General features: G+C 48.1%; 14 protein-coding genes. 4 read left to right on the top strand and 10 right to left on the bottom strand.

Annotated features, from left to right (window positions below; translation table 11 throughout):
* Nucleotides 1-224 precede the first annotated feature (224 nt).
* Nucleotides 225-2,141 (top strand): VCBS domain-containing protein, encoded by a 1,917-nt coding sequence (locus ACJJI6_RS19260; protein WP_475711749.1) that lies wholly within the window; start codon nucleotides 225-227, stop codon nucleotides 2,139-2,141.
* 31 nt (nucleotides 2,142-2,172) lie between these two features.
* On the top strand, nucleotides 2,173-2,472 hold the full coding sequence (locus ACJJI6_RS19255) for a hypothetical protein (RefSeq protein WP_444895935.1): 300 nt from the start codon (nucleotides 2,173-2,175) through the stop codon (nucleotides 2,470-2,472).
* 90 nt (nucleotides 2,473-2,562) lie between these two features.
* On the opposite strand, the gene ACJJI6_RS19250 is transcribed toward ACJJI6_RS19255, so the two are convergent.
* The 6 genes from ACJJI6_RS19250 to ACJJI6_RS19225 all read right to left on the bottom strand — a co-directional run bounded on the left by ACJJI6_RS19250 (nucleotide 2,563) and on the right by ACJJI6_RS19225 (nucleotide 9,679).
* Complete coding sequence (locus ACJJI6_RS19250) at nucleotides 2,563-4,074, bottom strand: tryptophan halogenase family protein (RefSeq protein ID WP_475711747.1); 1,512 nt, start codon at nucleotides 4,072-4,074, stop codon at nucleotides 2,563-2,565.
* Nucleotides 4,075-4,207: 133 nt separating this feature from the next.
* Nucleotides 4,208-7,048, bottom strand: coding sequence for a TonB-dependent receptor (locus ACJJI6_RS19245; RefSeq protein WP_475711745.1), 2,841 nt, complete (start codon nucleotides 7,046-7,048; stop codon nucleotides 4,208-4,210).
* Between the two features lie 170 nt (nucleotides 7,049-7,218).
* Nucleotides 7,219-8,181 carry a glucokinase gene (glk, locus tag ACJJI6_RS19240; protein WP_475711744.1) on the bottom strand — a complete coding sequence of 321 codons (963 nt, stop codon included), beginning with the start codon at nucleotides 8,179-8,181 and terminating at the stop codon, nucleotides 7,219-7,221.
* A 191-nt stretch (nucleotides 8,182-8,372) separates the two neighbouring features.
* Nucleotides 8,373-8,681, bottom strand: a complete 309-nt coding sequence (locus tag ACJJI6_RS19235) for a DUF1272 domain-containing protein (protein ID WP_282931050.1) — start codon at nucleotides 8,679-8,681, stop codon at nucleotides 8,373-8,375.
* Between the two features lie 329 nt (nucleotides 8,682-9,010).
* Nucleotides 9,011-9,322: a cupin domain-containing protein gene (locus ACJJI6_RS19230; protein WP_444911629.1), complete on the bottom strand. Its 312-nt coding sequence runs from the start codon at nucleotides 9,320-9,322 to the stop codon at nucleotides 9,011-9,013.
* A 60-nt stretch (nucleotides 9,323-9,382) separates the two neighbouring features.
* Nucleotides 9,383-9,679 carry a hypothetical protein gene (locus tag ACJJI6_RS19225; protein ID WP_413663518.1) on the bottom strand — a complete coding sequence of 99 codons (297 nt, stop codon included), beginning with the start codon at nucleotides 9,677-9,679 and terminating at the stop codon, nucleotides 9,383-9,385.
* Nucleotides 9,680-10,031: 352 nt separating this feature from the next.
* Between ACJJI6_RS19225 and ACJJI6_RS19220 the strand changes: the two genes are divergently transcribed.
* On the top strand, nucleotides 10,032-10,625 hold the full coding sequence (locus tag ACJJI6_RS19220; RefSeq protein ID WP_444903287.1) for a TetR/AcrR family transcriptional regulator: 594 nt from the start codon (nucleotides 10,032-10,034) through the stop codon (nucleotides 10,623-10,625).
* Between the two features lie 69 nt (nucleotides 10,626-10,694).
* On the opposite strand, the gene ACJJI6_RS19215 is transcribed toward ACJJI6_RS19220, so the two are convergent.
* The 3 genes from ACJJI6_RS19215 to ACJJI6_RS19205 are packed head-to-tail and all read right to left on the bottom strand — an operon-like array spanning nucleotide 10,695 to nucleotide 15,044.
* Nucleotides 10,695-11,879, bottom strand: coding sequence for a hypothetical protein (locus tag ACJJI6_RS19215; protein WP_413663520.1), 1,185 nt, complete (start codon nucleotides 11,877-11,879; stop codon nucleotides 10,695-10,697).
* An 11-nt stretch (nucleotides 11,880-11,890) separates the two neighbouring features.
* A complete protein-coding gene (locus ACJJI6_RS19210) occupies nucleotides 11,891-12,706 on the bottom strand; it encodes an outer membrane lipoprotein-sorting protein (protein ID WP_413663521.1) in 816 nt (271 codons plus the stop codon).
* Nucleotides 12,687-15,044 carry an efflux RND transporter permease subunit gene (locus ACJJI6_RS19205; RefSeq protein ID WP_475711742.1) on the bottom strand — a complete coding sequence of 786 codons (2,358 nt, stop codon included), beginning with the start codon at nucleotides 15,042-15,044 and terminating at the stop codon, nucleotides 12,687-12,689. The genes ACJJI6_RS19210 and ACJJI6_RS19205 overlap by 20 nt, the downstream gene beginning before the upstream one ends.
* A gap of 853 nt (nucleotides 15,045-15,897) precedes the next feature.
* Between ACJJI6_RS19205 and ACJJI6_RS19200 the strand changes: the two genes are divergently transcribed.
* Nucleotides 15,898-17,199 (top strand): M20 family metallopeptidase, encoded by a 1,302-nt coding sequence (locus tag ACJJI6_RS19200; protein WP_475711740.1) that lies wholly within the window; start codon nucleotides 15,898-15,900, stop codon nucleotides 17,197-17,199.
* A gap of 126 nt (nucleotides 17,200-17,325) precedes the next feature.
* Here the strand turns inward: ACJJI6_RS19200 and ACJJI6_RS19195 are convergent, their stop codons facing one another.
* Entirely contained in the window at nucleotides 17,326-18,801 is a 1,476-nt protein-coding gene (locus ACJJI6_RS19195) for a DEAD/DEAH box helicase (RefSeq protein ID WP_475713473.1), read from the bottom strand.
* Nucleotides 18,802-19,023: the final 222 nt, after the last annotated feature.

Below are 19,023 nucleotides of genomic sequence, written 5' to 3'. Positions count from 1 at the left end.
CTGGATTTCAATTTCGCAATCTGAGAAATCTCAAATTCCTCAAAAAATTTAACTCTACTATTTATTTTAAAAATACAGGCTTCCTCTAGGGACGATCCATAGCGTCATTTCTTGTTTAAAGAAAAGTCCTACTTCAAAAGCAAGTCAGCCATCACAGAATATGACTGACAGCTCTTTATACTCCGCGCCAATTATATTTGGTTTAACCGATCTATCGAGGCGATATGACCTATTCACTGAAGTTACTCTCAGCTATCAGTTTATCTGTATTTCTTACTGCTTGCGGTGGGGGCGGAAGCTCCGATGACAACGAACCTGACGGCACTCCAGTAAGCAGCGATAGCGATTCAGGGGCAAACTCTGACGGCGATGATGATGGCAATACTAGCTCTGATGATGACAGCTCCAGCTCTGATGATGATGACAGTTCAGATTCGGATGACGACGACGGCGATGACTCCCCTAGCATAAGCGGTGACAGCGGCAGCGTCAGTGAAGATGTCGAGACAACGGTTTCAGGGCAACTAGTCGATAACTCAAACAGCAATCAAACCTTTGAATCCGGAAATTTTCAAGGGACTTACGGAGAGCTTGAAATATCCAGCGATGGCAGCTGGACCTATACCTTGGACAGTGAACTATCCGATCCAATTGCTGGCTCAGAATTAGTGACCGACGCATTTAATATTGGTATCGGCTCCAGTGATTCAGAAGCCACTATATCCATTTCCATAACCGGGTACGACGATGCCTACACGTTCAACCCCGCCAGCCCACTGGCCACTTTGATTGTTGAAGGTAAGGAATTTTCTTCAGGAACATTCCTTTTGGAGGATGTCGATGGCAATACTCCGGAGTTTGTCGAGGAAACTCTTAACGGATCCTACGGCGATTTCAAGTTATACGGCAACGGAGATTGGGAATACAGCCTGAATGATTCTGCAGACAGTTTAAAAAATGGTGAAACGACAGAAGATACCATTTCATTCCAACTTAGCGATGGCACTACTCAATCGATTACCTTCTCTGTCGTCACTTTAGAGCCTGATGAAAGCAGTATCGTATTCATTTTCATGAACTTCTCTGATGCTGTACCTACAGATACCACTGATATCTCTGATATTGCAGATATGGTCTTTAACGATGAAGACTCTCTCGATAATACCTACCTAAAGAATTCATTGGGACAACTAAAATTCCTGCGCCATCGCATCAGCGACAGCTCCCTGGAGCATTACTGCTATGGAGAAGGTAGCAATGAAGACAGCTCCATTGACTGTATCATTTACAACATCCCAGATAACCAAGACGGTGGCACTTTAAGTGTTGACGATGCGGCAGCCCGCTCCAGCCAGGGAGGAGAATATACAGACGGAGGATACACTTGGCGTGACAATGCAACAAAATGGGCAGAAGCCAATTTAGTTGATGACAATAACAACCCTATCAACCTAAGCGACTGGCGCCACCGTGTTTACATCTACCCGCCAAAGGCCAAGAGTGCTGGGCTGGTTGGGGCTGGTGTCGCCTCTGTTGGTGGTAAATGGAGCATCGTTACCGCTTATACAGACCAGATAATAATGGGCCATGAACTTGGCCACAATATTGGACTCAGCCATGCCGGCAATGATGACAACAATGATGGCGATACCTTCGATAGTGGCGAAAGCGAGTATGGAACAGATGGGAGCTTTATGGGGAATGCCTGGACTTCGCGTTTATTTGGCAGTGGTCACCGAGAGTACATGGGCTGGTATGATTTATTCCCCGAATATACCCAAACGGTAACCCAGACCGCCGGCAGCACAGAAGAGGTAGAGATTGAGGCTATTGAGCTGACTGCGGGAGAGCTCTCAGGAAATCTGCCCCAGCAGCTGAAAGTTGAGAGTGTAGGTAGTCAGAATGGGGAAGACTACTACTACGTGAACTACCATGTAGGCCATGACATACTGAACCCATCGTCTCATATGGAAAATTCAGTATCCGTTCATTATCTCGATAATAGACTCTTTAACCATGTAGCAGAACTCAAGGAGCCAGGAGATAGCTTTACCGACTCAAATATTGGCTTAACCATTGAGTTTCAATCTATGGCCTCAGACAAACAGTCGGCCACTATCTTAGTCAGTTACAGTGATTAGACTATAAATCCGTTACCGTAGGATAAATACTATGAAAAAATTCATTCTAATAGCGTTTGCATTGAGCTTCTCCCTGTTTGTACAAGCAGAGGAGATTGTAACTGGCACCTTGGAAGAAATTATCTCTGAAGATTTTGAAACGGGAAAATCCGAGCGTAAGTTTTCCCTGAAAGATGAGCAGACTGGCCGCTACTTTTTCCTGGATGCCGATGAGGCCAAGCTCAAAGGTATGAAATCTGGAGATCGAGTTAAAATTCGTGGTGAGCGTGGAGAAAAGCACATACTACGTATAAAAGAGTCAGAGAAAATAGAAGTAAAGGATAGCGAATAGTCATTTATTAATTAAAAACGATTCACCTCCCTATCTGATTGAAGTGGAATAGTGCTCAGAGATAACCCGAGCACTATTCCAGATTTTCTTCTACCCCACCCTTAATTGATTTAACTGATCCATGTGCGGCATAAAGTTCAGAGCACAGCGGCGGTTAAAATCCTTGATTTCTTCCAGTTTATATTTATGTGCAAACTCATTACCTGGACGCAACTGTTCCTGCCCCGGGTAAATCCCCTTGCCAGTCAACAGGCAATTCCAGGATACATTCGGGAAATAGACATCCAGCTTTTGATCCAGTAGTTCATCAGTAATATTCTTGCCTGCCATCCAGGACATCAAGATTGAACGCAGGGAGGGAGATATCTTTTCATTAGTGCCATTGGCAGCCCAATAATCCGTATCTGTTCTCGAACTAATACGGTAGTGACAGACGATATAGTCCCGCACTGCATCAAAACGAGCGCTGATACGATTATTAAAATCATCCCTATACTTATCTGTATGATCACCTTTGTTATAGGCCTCTATAAAGCGCACAACAGTCTCCTGAACCATATCAAGCGCCGTTGCCTCCAAAGGCTCAATAAAGCCTTGGGAGAGCCCCACCGCCAGGCAGTTCTTGGCCCAGTGTTGGGCAACCCGTCCCACCTTGAACTTTAATCTACGCGCCTCGACATCACTGTCCAACAACCCCAAGTAAGCACGAAATTCCGTTTCTGCTTTGTCATCGTCGACAAAGCGAGAGCTATAAACATAGCCGTTGCCATTGCGATTAGTCAGTGGGATTTTCCAGGCCCAGCCATATTTCATCGCAGTAGAAATAGTATGCGGTGCATACTCTTTCTCCTGATCTGTAGCAAATACAACCGCAGAATCGTTAAACAGACTCTCAGCGCTACTAATAAAAGGAACCTTCAGGGATTGTTGTATAAGACTTCCACGAAAGCCGGAACTATCCACATACAGATCCGCTTTAAGAACCTCACCATCAGTAGTTTTCAGGTGATCAATATTCCCCTGTGCATCGAGCATGGCGCCAGCCACTGTCGCCACCTTATAGCGAACGCCTTTCTGTTCTGCAACACGACGCAGGAACTGGCCCAATAAACCAGAATCAAAATGGTAGCCATAGGCAATTTCAAAAGGGAAGTTTTCCGGCGCGACTGGAGATAATTTTTGCCGAATCATCTCAGTGGCCAGAAAGAAGTGGTCCGGGTGCCCCTCCAAGTCAACGCCTTTCCTGCGCAGGTAACTATTATGAAAAAATGCCGGAATAGTAAATTGGTCCGGCTGGCCGACAAAGGGATGAACATACTCGGTAAAGCCCGGTTTGACCGACCAATCCCTAAAGGTAATACCGACCTTGTAAGTAGCGTTACAAGCAGGCATCCACTCCGATTCGCTAACTCCTATAGTCTCCATAAAACCCTTTAGTGGCGGAGTTGATCCCTCCCCCACACCGATAATCCCAATATCCGGTGATTCCACTAGGGTGATTTCAAACCCTTTATTCTGCCAATGGGTCGCCATCAGATTGGCGGTTATCCAGCCAGCGGTACCCCCGCCAAGAATAATTATTTTTTTGCGTTGATTGCTCATGGCGACCCTCAAAAATTCGGCACCGCACTTATTGTCGGGCCCTTTAATATTTAAAAAAAACCGCCCGGCAAGCGTAGCTCAGCGGGCGGTCTTTTATCACATCTTCGGTTTACACCGAAAGAACCAGTGATACTTAGTAGCTATAGTTCAAGCCGAGGTAAAACTGACGCCCAAACTCAGTGTATTCACCGAGGACGCCATCTACGCCATAAGATTTCACATCAGCTTCATTCGTCAAGTTATTACCGGATAAAACAACATCAATACCATTATCAAAGGCATAGGATATTTGTGCATCCACAGTTGTATATTCACGAGCCGGAACTACTGTAGAGCTACCAGGGATTGGCATTACTTCTGTAAATTCGTCTCTATAGCGCACATTTACATGACTGCTGAAGTTCCCAACATCCCAAAATACTGTAGTACTCCAGACGTTCTCAGACAGGCCAGGCAAAGGCATTGTCTCGCCAGCGAGATTACCACCGGTAACCTCAGTCTCACTTTCTGTGTAAGAATAACTAGCGGTTATACCTAGCCCAGATAGAATTCCTGGGAGCTGATCAAAGGTTTTGGTACCAGCCAGCTCAATGCCGCGAATATAGCCCCCCTTATCATTATTCACGTAGGTTTCAAATGCACCAGCTTCAAAGCCTTCCGGAACATCGATACCTAAAGATTCAAACAAGGCTGTACGCTCAGATTGGCTGTCGAGGTAAATATACTGCTTCTCGATCAGGCTCTCGATATCTTTCCAGAAGATTGCTGCAGTAACCGCGCCACCATCTTCAAAGTAGTGTTCATAAGCTAAGTCAAATTGATTCGCACGGAAGGGATCGAGGTAGGGAGACCCTTTGGTCCAAACATTATAATCATTCTCTCCCGCTGAGTTCCAAGAACCTGCACCGCCCTTTAGCTGACCAACCGGTGGGCGCCCCATAACTTTTGCAGCAGCGAAGCGAATGTAATCTTGTTCTGATAACTCAAAGTTTAAATTTAATGAAGGCAAGGTATCAGTATATTCAGGGCCATACTCGACATGGCCATAGTCGGTGCTAGTCACACCCAGATCATCAGTGATCGCGGTACCAAGGCCATCACCAATTTTTTGGATACCCTTTGATTTAACGTCTGTTTCGACAACACGCACTCCAAAGTTACCGGTTACGGGTATACTTCCCAATTGGGTATCAATATTCACCATCGCATAGTAGGCGAACACTTCTTCAGTTACTGCACCGGACTCAATGTAAGTCCAATCCTTACCATTACTGAAAGTTTTTACACCGTGGTAGTTACCAGCACCAAAAATGCTTGACGCAAGACCATCCATGTCAGTGATAACGAAATGATCGGGAGCACCTTCAACGGATTGAACTTTTACGAAACCATCCAGCTCCTGTGGCATACATTCAATTTCTGAAAGGTTGTCTTCACAGTAACCGTTATACTGCCCATCGCGACTACCATACAGGAAGGTTCCACGGTCAGAATCAAAAGTTCTCTCAGAGTAACGAAGACCAGCTTCAATAGAGGCGATCGCTCCCCATTCCAAGTCAAATTGGTAGTCCAGTTTGAAGGCTTCAACCTCGTCAGTGTACTCGTGAGGATACTCCTCATATCGAGAAAGACGCATAGTATCCAGGTCAGTAAAATCTACCCCGGCAAAAGCAGCTGAAGGTATACCATCACCTTTCATTGAGTAAGCAAAGCTTTGATTTGCCGCTTCCTGCCAAGTCTCCAGTTCACCGCTACCGTCATACCCCAAGTCATACGCATGCATGGACACAATCTGGTCCTTGCGAGTCTTGGTGCCTTCGCTGTATGAATAATCGAAAGTTAAAGTATGCTGATCAGCAAAACTCCACTCCAAATTTAAGCCAATACTGTCACTGTCTGCCTGGGTGGATTGATCTTCAGAGCGCGCTTCAAACCAAGGACCAACAGTTGTATCGGTGACAGTTGCCGTGCCTGAGGTTGCAACTCCCCCATCTACCATTCCATTAAGGGTGTAGCCATCGGTCTTTTCTAAGTTGCCAACAGTAATACCGTGGCGAGTATCAATCCGCTCAAATTCAGACTTGAAATAGTCAAGCTGAGCCTTGAAGTTATCTGTAGGCTGGAATACAACACTGGCCAGATAGCCATCGCGAGTATCTGTACCTGTTCCAGCCTGCCATTGGTAGGCTCGAGGAACATTTACTTCCTCTTCATCTTCCGTAGTTCCAGTGAAATATCCGAGCTGATCGTCAGCACCTGCACGAGCTTTGGTAAAGTTGTTCGGCTGCTCAAGGTGGGAATAACCCAGGGCGACGCCCACCTTGTCATCCATAAATTTACCCATGTACGACAGTGTGACACGCTCACCGAACTCGTCGGCACCGACGTCGTCTGCTGCGTCGTTAAACGACATGCGTACATTGGCATTAAAGTTGTGTTCTTTCTCGGCGTCGAGAGGATTGGCTGTTTTCAGCTCTACAGAACCCGCTACACCACCTTCAATATGAGAGGCTTTCGGAGTCTTGTAGACCGCCGCCTGATTAATCAGCTCAGCTGGGTACTGGTCAAAAGATATCCAGCGAGTACTTTCGGTATAACCACTGGTAGAGGCCTGCTCACGACCATTCAGAGTGGTCTGCAGGAAGTCGCCGTTCATACCGCGGATATTTAGCTGTGAGGACTGACCGTTGGATCGCACGGTGGTTACGCCGGGCAGACGGCCCAGGGCATCGGCGATTGATTGGTCGGGAAGAGATGACAGCGCGCCCGCATCTATCACATCGGCCACAACATCGGCGGCGCGCTTGGCTTCAACGGAGTCCAAAACGCTGGTGCGAATACCGGTAACTGTTACTTCTTCCAGTGTTTCCTGCTCCTGAGCATAGGCCCCAACCGAGGTGGACACGGAGGCCGCGATGGCAGCAGATAGCAAAGTGGGTCTGAGCGCCCCTTTACCTTTATTGGATAGACTCATCATCTTCTCCCTGGACTTATCGTTATGTTGAGACCCTGCATCCTAGGGCGGCCCCTAATCCATAACATCCTCCCCCGAGGGGGGAGGAGACGGGAAAAAGTGTGAGATCAATCACAGGTATAATTTAATACACGTTTGTCAGGCCACAACCCAACAAAAGTGCCGGGCGATTACCCCTCCAGCTGTACGGCAGCGCCAATCAGGGCCTGATAACCCGCATTCAACGCGTATACCGGAACGGCCTCCATCCATTGAGCGACACGCCCTTTCGTCAGGAAACGCTGCTCAAACTCGCTCTCAGGTAGCAGTTCAGCGATCCTGGGCAGTATACCACCGCCCAAAAATACTCCGCCACGGGCGCCCATATACAAAGCCGCATCCCCGGCCGCACTGCCGAGGAAATTGAGGAAATCTATCAGAGCTTCACGGCACAGCGAATCTGACCCCTCAAGGCCTCGGGCGCTGATATCGGGGGGCGTCAGGTCCTCAGCGGTCTCTCCGTTCAGCTCGCAAACTGCGCGATAGAGATTAACCAGCCCATTGCCCGACAAAACCCATTCGTTGAAAACAGGTAACTGGGTTTTCATCAGGATTTGCAGCAACTGCAATTCACGCTCAGTGGAGACTGTCAGGTTGGCATGCCCGCCCTCTCCCGCCAGCACATGGTATCGGCCATCGGCTTCAGCCAGTCCGGCAACACCGAGCCCAGTTCCGGGACCGAGCACCGCCATAGGGGCACCTGCCTGCCGGGGAGCATCGCGCAGTACCTGGTAATCTGATTCGGCCAGACGGGGCAGAGACTGAGCCAAGGCGGCAAAATCATTAATCAGCTCTAGGTGGGGAAAGCTAAACTCTTGCGCCAGCTCCCCGGCGTCAATAGTCCAGCCCAGATTGGTCATATAAACCTTTCCACCTGTTGGAGTCATCTCCAGCGGACCGGCTGCTGCAATACACGCCTTTTCCGGGCGCGGCTGGTTTAACCCATCGAGCCAGTGCTGTAGTGCTGCATCAAATCCCTCGAAGCGTTGGCAATCAACGACTTTGAGTTCTTCCAGCTGGTAACCCTCTGCTACAGGCTTGGCGATGGCAAATCGGGCGTTGGTCCCACCAATATCCGCTACGATACTCGTCATAGTTATCCTTCTAACTTCCCCCTAAAAAAGGCGATATAACTTAAGGCGTCAGACAAAATAATGCCAGCCCCAAAGCTTACTACAGGGGACAACTCACCCTATAAAGAAACCGCATAACCCCATGCATGACCCAGATAAGCTCGGTAAACCTCGCAATAGAAAACCAAACTGCAACTTTCAGTCACTTTATTTTAGCGATCAGCGGGGGGGATATTTTTCACGCTATCGGTAAACGAGCAGATTTCATCTTTACTAAATCGAGTATTGACTCGCTTCTGTGAGGCCGGTTGATAGCTAATACCCACACCGCTACGCCGTGCAACCTGGGGCCGAATGGGGCGGGGGCAAAAATTACCGCCACAGTTAGGGCAGACGTTACTGAGTAATGTCTCGACGCAGGGCTGGCAGAAAGTACATTCGTAAGTACATATCATCGCCTCTTCCGAGTTTGGCGGTAGATCTTTATCGCAATTCTCACAGTTCGGCCTTAACTCCAGCATCCCAGTTCCCTCCTTGTTCGCTAAATAATTTTTTGAAGTTTATTAGTCTTAATTTCTCGCTCAACCTCCCTACACAAAGGAAGTTATCTCAACAGAAAATGACTACATAAAATCTGTATAAGCTTTATATATGGAAGATTAAATAGCTTTTTATATTAACGACTTACTCTATCCAATAGTGGTATTAAAATGACAGTAAATCGACAAATTCCGACATGCTCAACTGTTACAAAATCAACATTGCAAAATGCTTATCCAAGCCATCAAATTGATGACTATCTCTTGATAAGATAACCACATTAATTAATTTCTAAGAAAGGAAAATCAACTTAGACACTTCCCTCAGATTCCACAACCAGAATGCGAGCCTCACCAACAGGATGAGCTACATGTTCCGTGCCCTCAGAAGCGTGGAATATATCACCAGGTCCAAGAAGTTCCGATTCGGTTCTACCTGCCACTTTGTAAAACATTTCTACATGACCATCGAGAACAGCGAAGACTTCCTGGCCATCATTGATATGCCAAATATAAGGTTTATTAGTCCAATGCAGTTTAGTGGTAATCCCGTTCATATTTGCGATAAGTTGCGATTCCCAGGGCTTACTACCGGTAAAATCTCTGCTACGCACTATTTTCATAATGTTTATTCCAATATCGCTTTATAAAATTTCCGGAACCATCATTTAGAGAGTCGGTAACTATAAGGCGGATTCTTCAGGCGCAGGTGAAGTCATGACACCATTTTCATCAGCCTTTTTTTCTGCCAGCTCATCAACTCGCCTCACCCCAAAAGTCACCGTTGGTGGAATTCCCATCCCCAGATCGATGTCCGCAACACGATAATTGCATCCCCTGGCTTTGAGAATGGCATTCACCTTCTCCTGCTTCTCAACCGCTTTGATAACGGTATTGGCTATTACTTCATCACTACTAAAAGCGGTTACGGACTCATTGACCCTTTCACCGAGTTCCTTGGCTTTATCAAAAATACCCATAATTTCCTATTCCTTCTCTATTCATTCGCGGCCGAAATCATAGGTTAAATATCTATTTTTAGGAACCGCAAGCAGGTAGCCCTGACTCCACCTCGGGGCAACAACAATCAAAGGTTAAGACGAGCTGGTCACTTACAGCAGAGGCTTTGAGTAACCAGTTAAAAGGGGCCCATTAGTCAGCACCAGGCCTTTGTACAAAATAAGCTGACCACCTATTCATGAAGCGGCAAATCCGCTGGATTATTCATGCCAAAACCTATTTACCCCTATAATTTCGAGACTCTCCCCCTCTCGTCTTGCCCACCCCAGATTGATGTGTCACTATCATTTTTTTGAGGTTTGGTAACGATAAATGAGTGGGCGCAAGCAGTTCGATGAGTCACAAGTACTAGACAAGGCCATGCGCGTTTTCTGGGAAAAAGGCTACAAAGCAACTTCCTTGTCGGATCTTGAATCGGCCATGGGACTGAATAAATCCAGTATCTACAACACCTTCCAAAGCAAGGAAGGGTTGTATGGCCGCTGTCTGGAACATTTCCACACCCAATACGCCTGCGATGCTATGGATACCTTGAATCACCCGGACTTCCGCACAGCCATGGGCGGCTTCCTGGAAATGCTTCAGTCTGGTATGGAGAGCTCTGAAACTCCTGAAGGCTGTATCGCTACTATGGCAGCAATGGAGGTGGGTGCCAGTGAAGGATTTCTCGCTGATCTGGTAGCAAAGGGTACCAATGATATGCTGAACCGGATCGAAACCCGTATGCAGAAGGCTATTGACGATGGCCAATTGCAAGCCGGTGTCGATTGTGCCGCCCTCGCCGCGATGGTTATGGCGGTAAGCCGAGGCGTAGTGGCCCTGAATAAAGGCACGGGCAGTACCACAGCAGGCAAAAACAGTTACCAACAGCTATCCACAATTCTGGACCAGTATACACTTCCCTAAAAAAAGCCCACCCCAAAACTTCTTGCCTCTTTGGGGTGGGAATGGGGGTATTCCTGTGAGAATTAACTTTTAAAAATAGCGACGTAATTCCAGCTGAAAATAGTCGTCGTTGCGCAAATTGTAGGTAGGGTCTTCTTCATCGGCATTACCGAAAAAACGCGCCTCAGCTTCCATTAACCAGCGGTCATTTAGTCGGTGGGTCAGTTCCAGATTGGAAAAACGACTACCGTTATCCAAATCGGTACTTACGGCAAATAAAAGCTCCGTATCCTGTGTATTATTTAGGGCGTATCGCGCACCTATTGCAATGTCATTTTGACTGGCCGTAGACCAAGGTCCGGTACGATCATCAAATTGATACTCCATTAATACTCCAAGATCTGAGATCGTTTCGCCAATACCATAAAATGTATATTCGAAACCGCCGACAGCCGCTGTCTGGCGATCTTCACCGCGAGGTTTAAATGAAATAGCTTCAAACTTCCACAACCAATCTCCACGGGTAGTTTGGATGTCCACACCCGTCTGATCGATCTGTGCATAGTAAGGCGCAAGCAAGCCATCTTCCGTAAGCAATAATAATGGATCCCGATTAGTGCCGGAAAAATGGCTGAGGCCCAGGTCCCAATCCCCAAGTACATGGCTGTAACGCAAGGCCCAATCTATATGCTTCTCCTCCCGGTCAGATTGATAGACCGCAGCATCCTCATCCACCGGCAGCGGAGCACGCAATCGCCCTTCCCGGCCAGCAAACTGACGCTCGCGAAAGCCCAGTAAACCGTACACCTCCAGTGTTCCCCAATCACGCTCCATCAGGAGGTTAATCATGGGTTGGCCAAGCTTGTCTTCACCATCGATATTTTCCAGCGCATCATCCTGGTTAATCACATCCACCAAATGCACGGTTTCAGTAACTCCCCAAAATACTTTGCGCACCCCGGCGTAAAGCTCGAAACTATCGTAAGCTTTCCACCAGTAAAGCTCGCCTAGATCCGCGTGATTGCGATCGCTATCCTCACTGTCCCAGCGTCCAAAGACACTGGCCACAACACGCTGGTTTCCATCGTCAAAATCTCGGTAGTACTCGAGATTTAAAGACGCAGAAAGACCGGCATCACTTTGTGCTGAATCCAAAGGGTCTGCGGTGAATGCGCGGGCCTCCAAGCCCGCATAACCGCTCAACTCATTTGCTCCAGCCATATGACTCAGCGCCGCCAATAGTGGCAACAAAGTGAGTATTTTTCGGTTAACCATGGGCGTAATCCCTATTTCGCCCTGGAGAGACTATTTTTGGTGAAGTCGCGATCGGTAAAACCATTGCCAAATACCCAGTCGCCGTACAACAACTCTGTGGATTTACCAGTCTGGTGATTAACCATTTCCATTTTATTGGCTCGCCAGTATTGATCGCCGTACTGGTTGTAGTCGGAAATCGTGAGGGTCTTCATCAGGTCCCCTTTTCGGTCATAATAGTCGGTTCTCCATGCGCGGTACTCCTCTGTATCAACCCAAAGGTGTTGAATGGAATAACCGGATTTAGGATCAACCGGGTCCAACTCCAGAACAAAGTGATCGCGGCCATCGAAAGACTCGTTGCGCAAATATTTATAGGTGTATTTCTCCACCTCCTGTGAGGCGATATCTTCATAGGAGAATTCACTACCCATAAATGGTCCAGACTTGTTACTGGAGGAAATACGCTTTACTCGCTTTAAAGCAGGCAAATAGAGCCACTGGTCATCGGAGCCCACTTTATGAGTAAAGGACAAAAATGCTGTGCCCTTTACATCCCGAGGGTTGTCAAAAATCACCAGGGATTTATCTCCGTCATTTTCCTGCTCCAGAGTTTTGGTGCGCATAGCCCGCACACTCTCCTCACCATATTTATTGCGCAGGGTCATTGTTAGGCTGTTGCTGAGATCGCCGAATCCCAAGTCGCGGCGGTCCGCCTCCTTGGCAATTTCCAGACCTTTTTCTGCGGCCAGATCCAGTTCACTGGCAGAAACAGATAAAGCTGCCAGAGCCAGGGCACCTGCTAGGGCCCGTGTCAAAAACGGTTTATTAGACCGGCTGGGTTGCATAGTTTTGCTCCTTATTTTCAATAGGGGTGATAGCGGGGTCGTACGCCTTGGCATCGAGCTTCATCAAGAGAATCGGAAGAAGTAGGAAATCCGCCAGCAAGGCCATCAAAATGCAAATTGCGGTCAGAAGTGCCATGGAAGAATTCATACCGAAGGAGGACTGGGCCAACACCATAAATCCGGCAATCAGAATGACTGAGGTCACAACTATCGCTACACCCACTGAAGAGAAGGCGTAACGCAGTCCGTCCTCCACGTTGTAGCCTGCACGGCGCTGGCGCAGGTATTTACTGAGGAAGTGCACTGTGTCATCTACCACAATACCCAGTGCCATACCGGTCACCATAGTGACAGCCACATTGACTTCAGCTACCAGTGCACCCCAGAGGCCAAATGCCAGGCCGGCCGGCAACAAGTTGGGAATTAAGCTTAAGAAACCGAGTTTGACACTGCGCAGGGCAATACCAATCAGTGCAGAAATTAACACCAGCGCAACCAGAGTGCCCACCAACATGCCCTCCATATTGCGCTCGGCAATATTGGCAAACATGATCGCCGGACCTACACCATAGGCAGTTACACCAATGTTATTCTCCAGCCAATTACTGCCGGCATCCGCCACCGCTTTGAGTTCTTTCGACTTGAGGTTATCGAGAGTTACAATAATCTGCGTCGACGACTTAGCCACATTCAGCTGATTATTTAAATCCAAGCCATAGGGGAGAGACAGCTCGTACAGTAACAAATACTGGGCTGCCAATTCCTGCTCTTCAGGCAACCTGTAGAACGCCGGATCGTCAGCATGCAGATTTTTGTTCAAGCGCTTGAAAGTATCGCCAATGGTATTGACATGGCGCACCCCGGGCTGGTTCTGCATCCATTCAGTGAAACGCTCCAGATTGGCAAGAAATTCCGGATTGCTGACACCATTGTTGTCACCGGATTCGATCGAGTAAATCAGCTGGTAAATACCAGAGAGGTTATCATTGATATAATCTGAATCGGTTCGAAACTCCACAGATTCATCAAAGTAACCAACAAAGTCATCATTAATCTCATTGTTTGGAATCATTGCCAATAATCCCAAAGAGACAATGACTCCCGCGAGTAATATCGGGCGCTGGCGGCGAATCACAAAATCTCCCAGAGTATCCATGGAGCGTCCAATTTTGGATTCACTGGCGCGGCTCCTGGCTGGCAGTATCGCCATCAATGCAGGCAGTAAGGTAACCGATAAGAAGAAGGCCACCATCACACCCATAGCGGTAATATTACCCAGATCGTGGAAGGGAGGCGCATCGGAAAAGTTCATCGACAAAAAGCCAATGGCGGTAGTGATCGAAGTTAAGAACACAGGCCCCATGTTGAGCTGCAAGCTCTCTTTAATTGCATCGTGCTTGCTGAGTCCACGGCGCATTGCAGCAAACAGGCTCACCAATATATGTATCGAATCCGCCACTGCGAGAGTCATAATAATGGTGGGCGCAGAAGCGGATGGCGGTGTCAATTTAACACCTATAAAACCGGCCAAACCCATGCCTGCGGCCATGGAGAAGACGATAACCAACAGCGCTGCAAAAGTCGCACTAAAGCTCCGCACCAACAAAAATACAACTGCAATAATCACAAGGTACATGAGCGGAACTAAGGTGCTCATATCTGACTGAGAGGCTTCAAAAAATGCATTACTCAGTAAAATAATACCGGTCGCATAGATCTCTACATCGTATTTTGCCTCAATCTCTTCCATCAATGCCTGTGCAGCTTCAGCCGCTTCAGGGGTTTCATGCATGGATTTTTGTGGAAGCTGGAAGGTGATATTTATCCCTGTAACGGAGCCATCACTATTTACCAGGCGCTCCTTCAAAGTGGGATCTGCCAGCGCTACAGCCTTGATAGAAGCCAAGGTTTCTGCATCTAAACTGCTGGCATTTTCCACCAAGTCCTGTACCAGGAGGTCATCTTCCTCGGCAATGGTGTGCTGGAAGTTAGTAATTGAATCCACCCGCAGCGCATAGGGTAACAACCAGGATTTCTCCGTCATCTCCTCTACGGCTGCCAGGGCATCATTGGAAAAGGCATTGCCATCTTTTGGCACTACCGCAAACAGAATATTGTCATTCTTGGTGTAAGTGCGCTGAATTTGCTCATAAGCTTGTAGTTGAGGATTAGCTTCACTAAAGAATGCCCGGTAATCATTGTTGAAACCCAGGAATCTTGCTCCGCTTACCGCAAAGAAGGCTAACAGTAGTGCGCCAATGGCTACCAGCCATCGATATCGAATAAGCCAATCCGCATAACGGCTGACCCAATTCGAAGGTAATTGGGGGGATGACATGAAATCAGCTCCTTCAAACAACTTGATAGAAAAATAATTAATCAACAACCTAAGCAAATGGGTATTTACTTACGGTCACAGCATCTCGTAATAGCCAATATAAGATCAGCTACAAAATTTGATAAAAAGGCACACTAATGCCATCAGCCAAACCGTAAATATGGCCGAGACATCAATAAAAAGTTATCGCTTTTGGCGCTATAAGAACCACTTCTTTGTAATTAATGGTAGCGAACTATCAGGCAAAGCTTACCTTTCCCCAACACAGGGGCGACCACGAGAGAGCCACCGAGTAAAGAGAATACCTAATTTACAGTGTTGTAAATCTAGCAATAAATATAATAATTATTTATATATGCCTGAGACATACAGATATATTAGTAACCTGCCTATTATTGTCACTATAAATTAACCCGTTAATTATCCTCTAAGAAATAATTAGAGGGCTCGACAAGTTAAACATCTCTAATTGTTTCCAATCATTACTTTAATCACGTATTAAGGCCCAAAGTGATTGGTCAGCAATACCAATAGCCTTGGACCCCGTAGCTACTTCTGGGCATTCTATTGTGCCCACTAAAACAGCAGTAAAACAGCTTGCCCAACCTATGACCAATTAGTATCACTTTCTATGTCACCCAGTCTCGTGAAAACCTTGAGAGCTTCCTGCAGCCCTCATTGTTCTGTGGTTATAGCTCTTTCCACAATCTATACAGAACATCTTGAACCGTTCGGTTCATCATGTCAACAACGGAAACTCAAAATATATAAAGGCAAGCCAGCTCGAGGGAGTCGGTTACGCAAAATCTGGGGTAGAATCGGTCGACGATAATGAGAATGAAGGAATTGTGCTGTGAAAAAACTGCTCCTGCCCATCGCAATCGGTGCATCGTTGCTGGCTACTCATGCCTTTGCAAGCGATCCTAAGCCTCAGCAATTGCTGGAAAATACTGAATCCAAAGTGATCGAGTGGCGTCGCCACCTGCACCAGAACCCAGAACTGGGCAATCGCGAATTTGAAACAGCCAAATATATTGAAAAACACTTACGTGCACTGGGCCTTGAAGTTGAAACAGGTATCGCCCACACCGGCCTTGTGGGCTTTTTGAGGGGCGGCAAACCGGGGCCAACTGTTGCCTTGCGCGCGGACATGGACGCTCTGCCAGTCACCGAGAGAACCGATGTGCCCTTCGCTTCCAAAGCGAGAACCACTTACCAAGGTAAAGATGTTGGCGTTATGCATGCCTGTGGCCACGATACCCATGTGGCCATGCTGATGGGCGCTGCCGAGGTCCTGGCAGGCCTTCGCGATGAGCTGGCTGGAAACGTCTTGTTTATATTCCAGCCCGCAGAAGAAGGCGCACCGGACAATGAAGAAGGTGGCGCAGAGTTGATGCTCAAAGAAGGGATCTTCAAGAAGTACAAGCCGGATGTGGCCTTTGGCCAGCATGTCACTTCATCACTACCCACCGGCGTCATCGGCTATCGCTCGGGCCCGCTTATGGCCGCTGCCGATGAATTCCGTATTACCATCAATGGCCGCCAAACCCATGGCTCACGCCCCTGGGGTGGAGTGGACCCTATTGTCGCCGCGGCACAAGTCGTAATGGGCACCCAAGCCATTGTCAGCCGCCAGATCGACATCACCAAAGAGCCCGCAGTCGTTTCTTTCGGACGTATTGACGGTGGTGTCCGCAACAATATCATTCCCGATAGTGTCTATCTGAATGGCACCATCCGTAATTTTGATATGGATAACCGTGCAGAAATTTTCAAACGCTTAAAAACCACTGCGGAGTTAATTGCTGAAAGCTCCGGTGCAAGCGCAGATGTGGAGATTCTGGAAGGCTATCCGGTAACGATAAATAATGCAGAGCTGACAGAAATGGCACTGCCTATTCTGAGATCTGCTGTCGGCGACAAGAATGTTGTAGAAGTACCCAAAATCACGGGGGCAGAAGATTTCTCCTACTACGCCAATGAGGTCCCTGGCTTTTTCTACTTCCTAGGGGTAACTCCTAGAGATCAGGATGCCAGCCAAGCTCCAAGCAATCACTCACCGCTTTTCTATGTGGATGAGGATGCTTTGCGCAAGGGCACTGAAGCGCTGACTCTGTTAACTTTGGATTATATGGCGAACTATAAAAAACAGTAATTGTAAAAAGAGCCTCATTTTGAGGCTCTTTTTTAGATGCTTGTCACTCTTATAACTCGATATTAAAGATTACAACACCTTCGCAGGTGAATACCTTATTATCGGCATTAAGAGTCCAGCAAAATACTAGGCACTTTCAGAGCGCCCTCTAGTAGTAGGACGCCGTCTCGGAGCTCGTTGTGGTTTCTGTCCATCACTGCGACCAGCCTCAGCACCGCGCCCTTTACCGTTACCGCCCGCGCGCTTGGCTGGGGCACCTTTACCCGCAGTTGCGTTACCACTGCGGCCGCTAGAATTTCCACGCCCCTCAGGCTTACCGCGTCCATTACCGCGGTTGCCCCGGCGTTCCTCGCTATTGCCACGCGCTTCACGCCGCCCTTCACTCTTCTGAGAGTTACTCGCAGGGCGCTTGCTGGAGCCGGGCTTTTGCAACCCACCCCGCTTTGGATTACCGGATGCGGGCACCTGGTGGTCCGGCTCAAACTCTTCAATTTCCTCGCGCGGAATTGGCTTGCCGATCAAGCGCTCAATATCCCGAAGCTGCTTAATCTCATCAGCGCTAACAAGGGATACCGCTTGCCCCTGAGCGCCCGCACGCCCTGTGCGGCCAATACGGTGGACATAGTCCTCAGGTACATTGGGCAAATCAAAATTTACTACCTGGGGCAGCTGGTCAATGTCGATGCCTCGGGCTGCGATATCAGTCGCCACAAGAATCTGGACCTTGCCAGCCTTAAAATCCGCCAGGGCACGAGTTCGTGCATTTTGACTTTTATTACCATGAATGGCTGCTGCCAGGATGCCGTCACCTTCGAGCTGCTTCACCAGCCTGTTGGCACCATGTTTAGTTCGACTAAAGACCAAGGCTTGGTGCCAGTTATTCTCCCTAATCAAATGACTAAGCAGTTTCGTTTTTCGAGCCTTATCCACAGGATGGAGTTTCTGTCGCACCGTTTTAGTAGTGGAGTTGCGTGGACTGACATCAATTTCCAGCGGATCTTTTACCAAGCCTTTCGCCAGCTGACGGATATCTGGTGAAAAAGTTGCGGAGAATAGAAGGTTCTGGCGCTTGGCCGGTAAAATCCTCAATACTCGTTTGATATCGTGGATGAAGCCCATATCCAGCATGCGGTCTGCTTCATCAAGTACCAGGGCTTCTAAGCGATCGAAGCGAATTGCCCCCTGATTGTGCAGATCCAGCAAGCGCCCAGGGGTAGCTACCAAAATATCCGCTCCGCCTCGCAGACGAGAAATCTGGGGGTTGATCTTCACACCACCAAACACCACCGCATGGCGCATAGGCAGGTACTGGCTGTACCCCTGCACATTATCGAAAACCTGAGCCGCCAATTCACGGGTTGGAGTGAGTACCAGTGCGCGTACTTGCCCTTTTCTAGCGCGCTCCCCCTGGCTAAGACGATGCAGCAACGGCAATGTGAAGCCCGCCGTCTTACCGGTACCAGTTTGGGCTGCAGCCATAATATCGCTGCCCTTCATTACCGCAGGAATAGCTTGTGCCTGGATTGGCGTAGGCGCAGTGTATCCCTGCTCTGCAACGGCACGGGCAATCTCCTGGGCAAGGCCCAGATCTTCAAACAACATAAATAAACCTCGAACTGCGCCGCAGGCGCAATCAAACACACTCACTCCCCCTGAGGGAATGAAGAGAGAAATCGGAGTCGACATCGGGAGCCTGTATTGCTCCCAGCGTGTACAGCCGTCTAATCGCCAGTCCTCGTAACCGGCGCGCGGCATTCAGTAGAAATTTCCTGGAAGAATTTTTGAAAAGTTCCGGAGGGGCTACCGGCGGATCACCGGCCTACA

The organism is Microbulbifer maximicatervae (SeqCode), assembly GCF_056232625.1.
Note: the sequence above shows the minus strand (reverse complement) of the source record. Positions and strands in the feature narration are given on the sequence as shown.

Coding starts and splice junctions, on each gene's coding strand:
- ACJJI6_RS19245 (WP_475711745.1), bottom strand. CDS start 7,048: ATGAGTCTATCCAATAAAGGTAAAGGGGCGCTCAGACCCACTTTGCTA.
- ACJJI6_RS19220 (WP_444903287.1), top strand. CDS start 10,032: ATGAGTGGGCGCAAGCAGTTCGATGAGTCACAAGTACTAGACAAGGCC.
- ACJJI6_RS19225 (WP_413663518.1), bottom strand. CDS start 9,679: ATGGGTATTTTTGATAAAGCCAAGGAACTCGGTGAAAGGGTCAATGAG.
- ACJJI6_RS19230 (WP_444911629.1), bottom strand. CDS start 9,322: ATGAAAATAGTGCGTAGCAGAGATTTTACCGGTAGTAAGCCCTGGGAA.
- ACJJI6_RS19255 (WP_444895935.1), top strand. CDS start 2,173: ATGAAAAAATTCATTCTAATAGCGTTTGCATTGAGCTTCTCCCTGTTT.
- ACJJI6_RS19235 (WP_282931050.1), bottom strand. CDS start 8,681: ATGCTGGAGTTAAGGCCGAACTGTGAGAATTGCGATAAAGATCTACCG.
- ACJJI6_RS19195 (WP_475713473.1), bottom strand. CDS start 18,801: ATGTTGTTTGAAGATCTGGGCCTTGCCCAGGAGATTGCCCGTGCCGTT.
- ACJJI6_RS19250 (WP_475711747.1), bottom strand. CDS start 4,074: ATGAGCAATCAACGCAAAAAAATAATTATTCTTGGCGGGGGTACCGCT.
- ACJJI6_RS19260 (WP_475711749.1), top strand. CDS start 225: ATGACCTATTCACTGAAGTTACTCTCAGCTATCAGTTTATCTGTATTT.
- ACJJI6_RS19215 (WP_413663520.1), bottom strand. CDS start 11,879: ATGGTTAACCGAAAAATACTCACTTTGTTGCCACTATTGGCGGCGCTG.
- ACJJI6_RS19210 (WP_413663521.1), bottom strand. CDS start 12,706: ATGCAACCCAGCCGGTCTAATAAACCGTTTTTGACACGGGCCCTAGCA.
- glk (WP_475711744.1), bottom strand. CDS start 8,181: ATGACGAGTATCGTAGCGGATATTGGTGGGACCAACGCCCGATTTGCC.
- ACJJI6_RS19205 (WP_475711742.1), bottom strand. CDS start 15,044: ATGTCATCCCCCCAATTACCTTCGAATTGGGTCAGCCGTTATGCGGAT.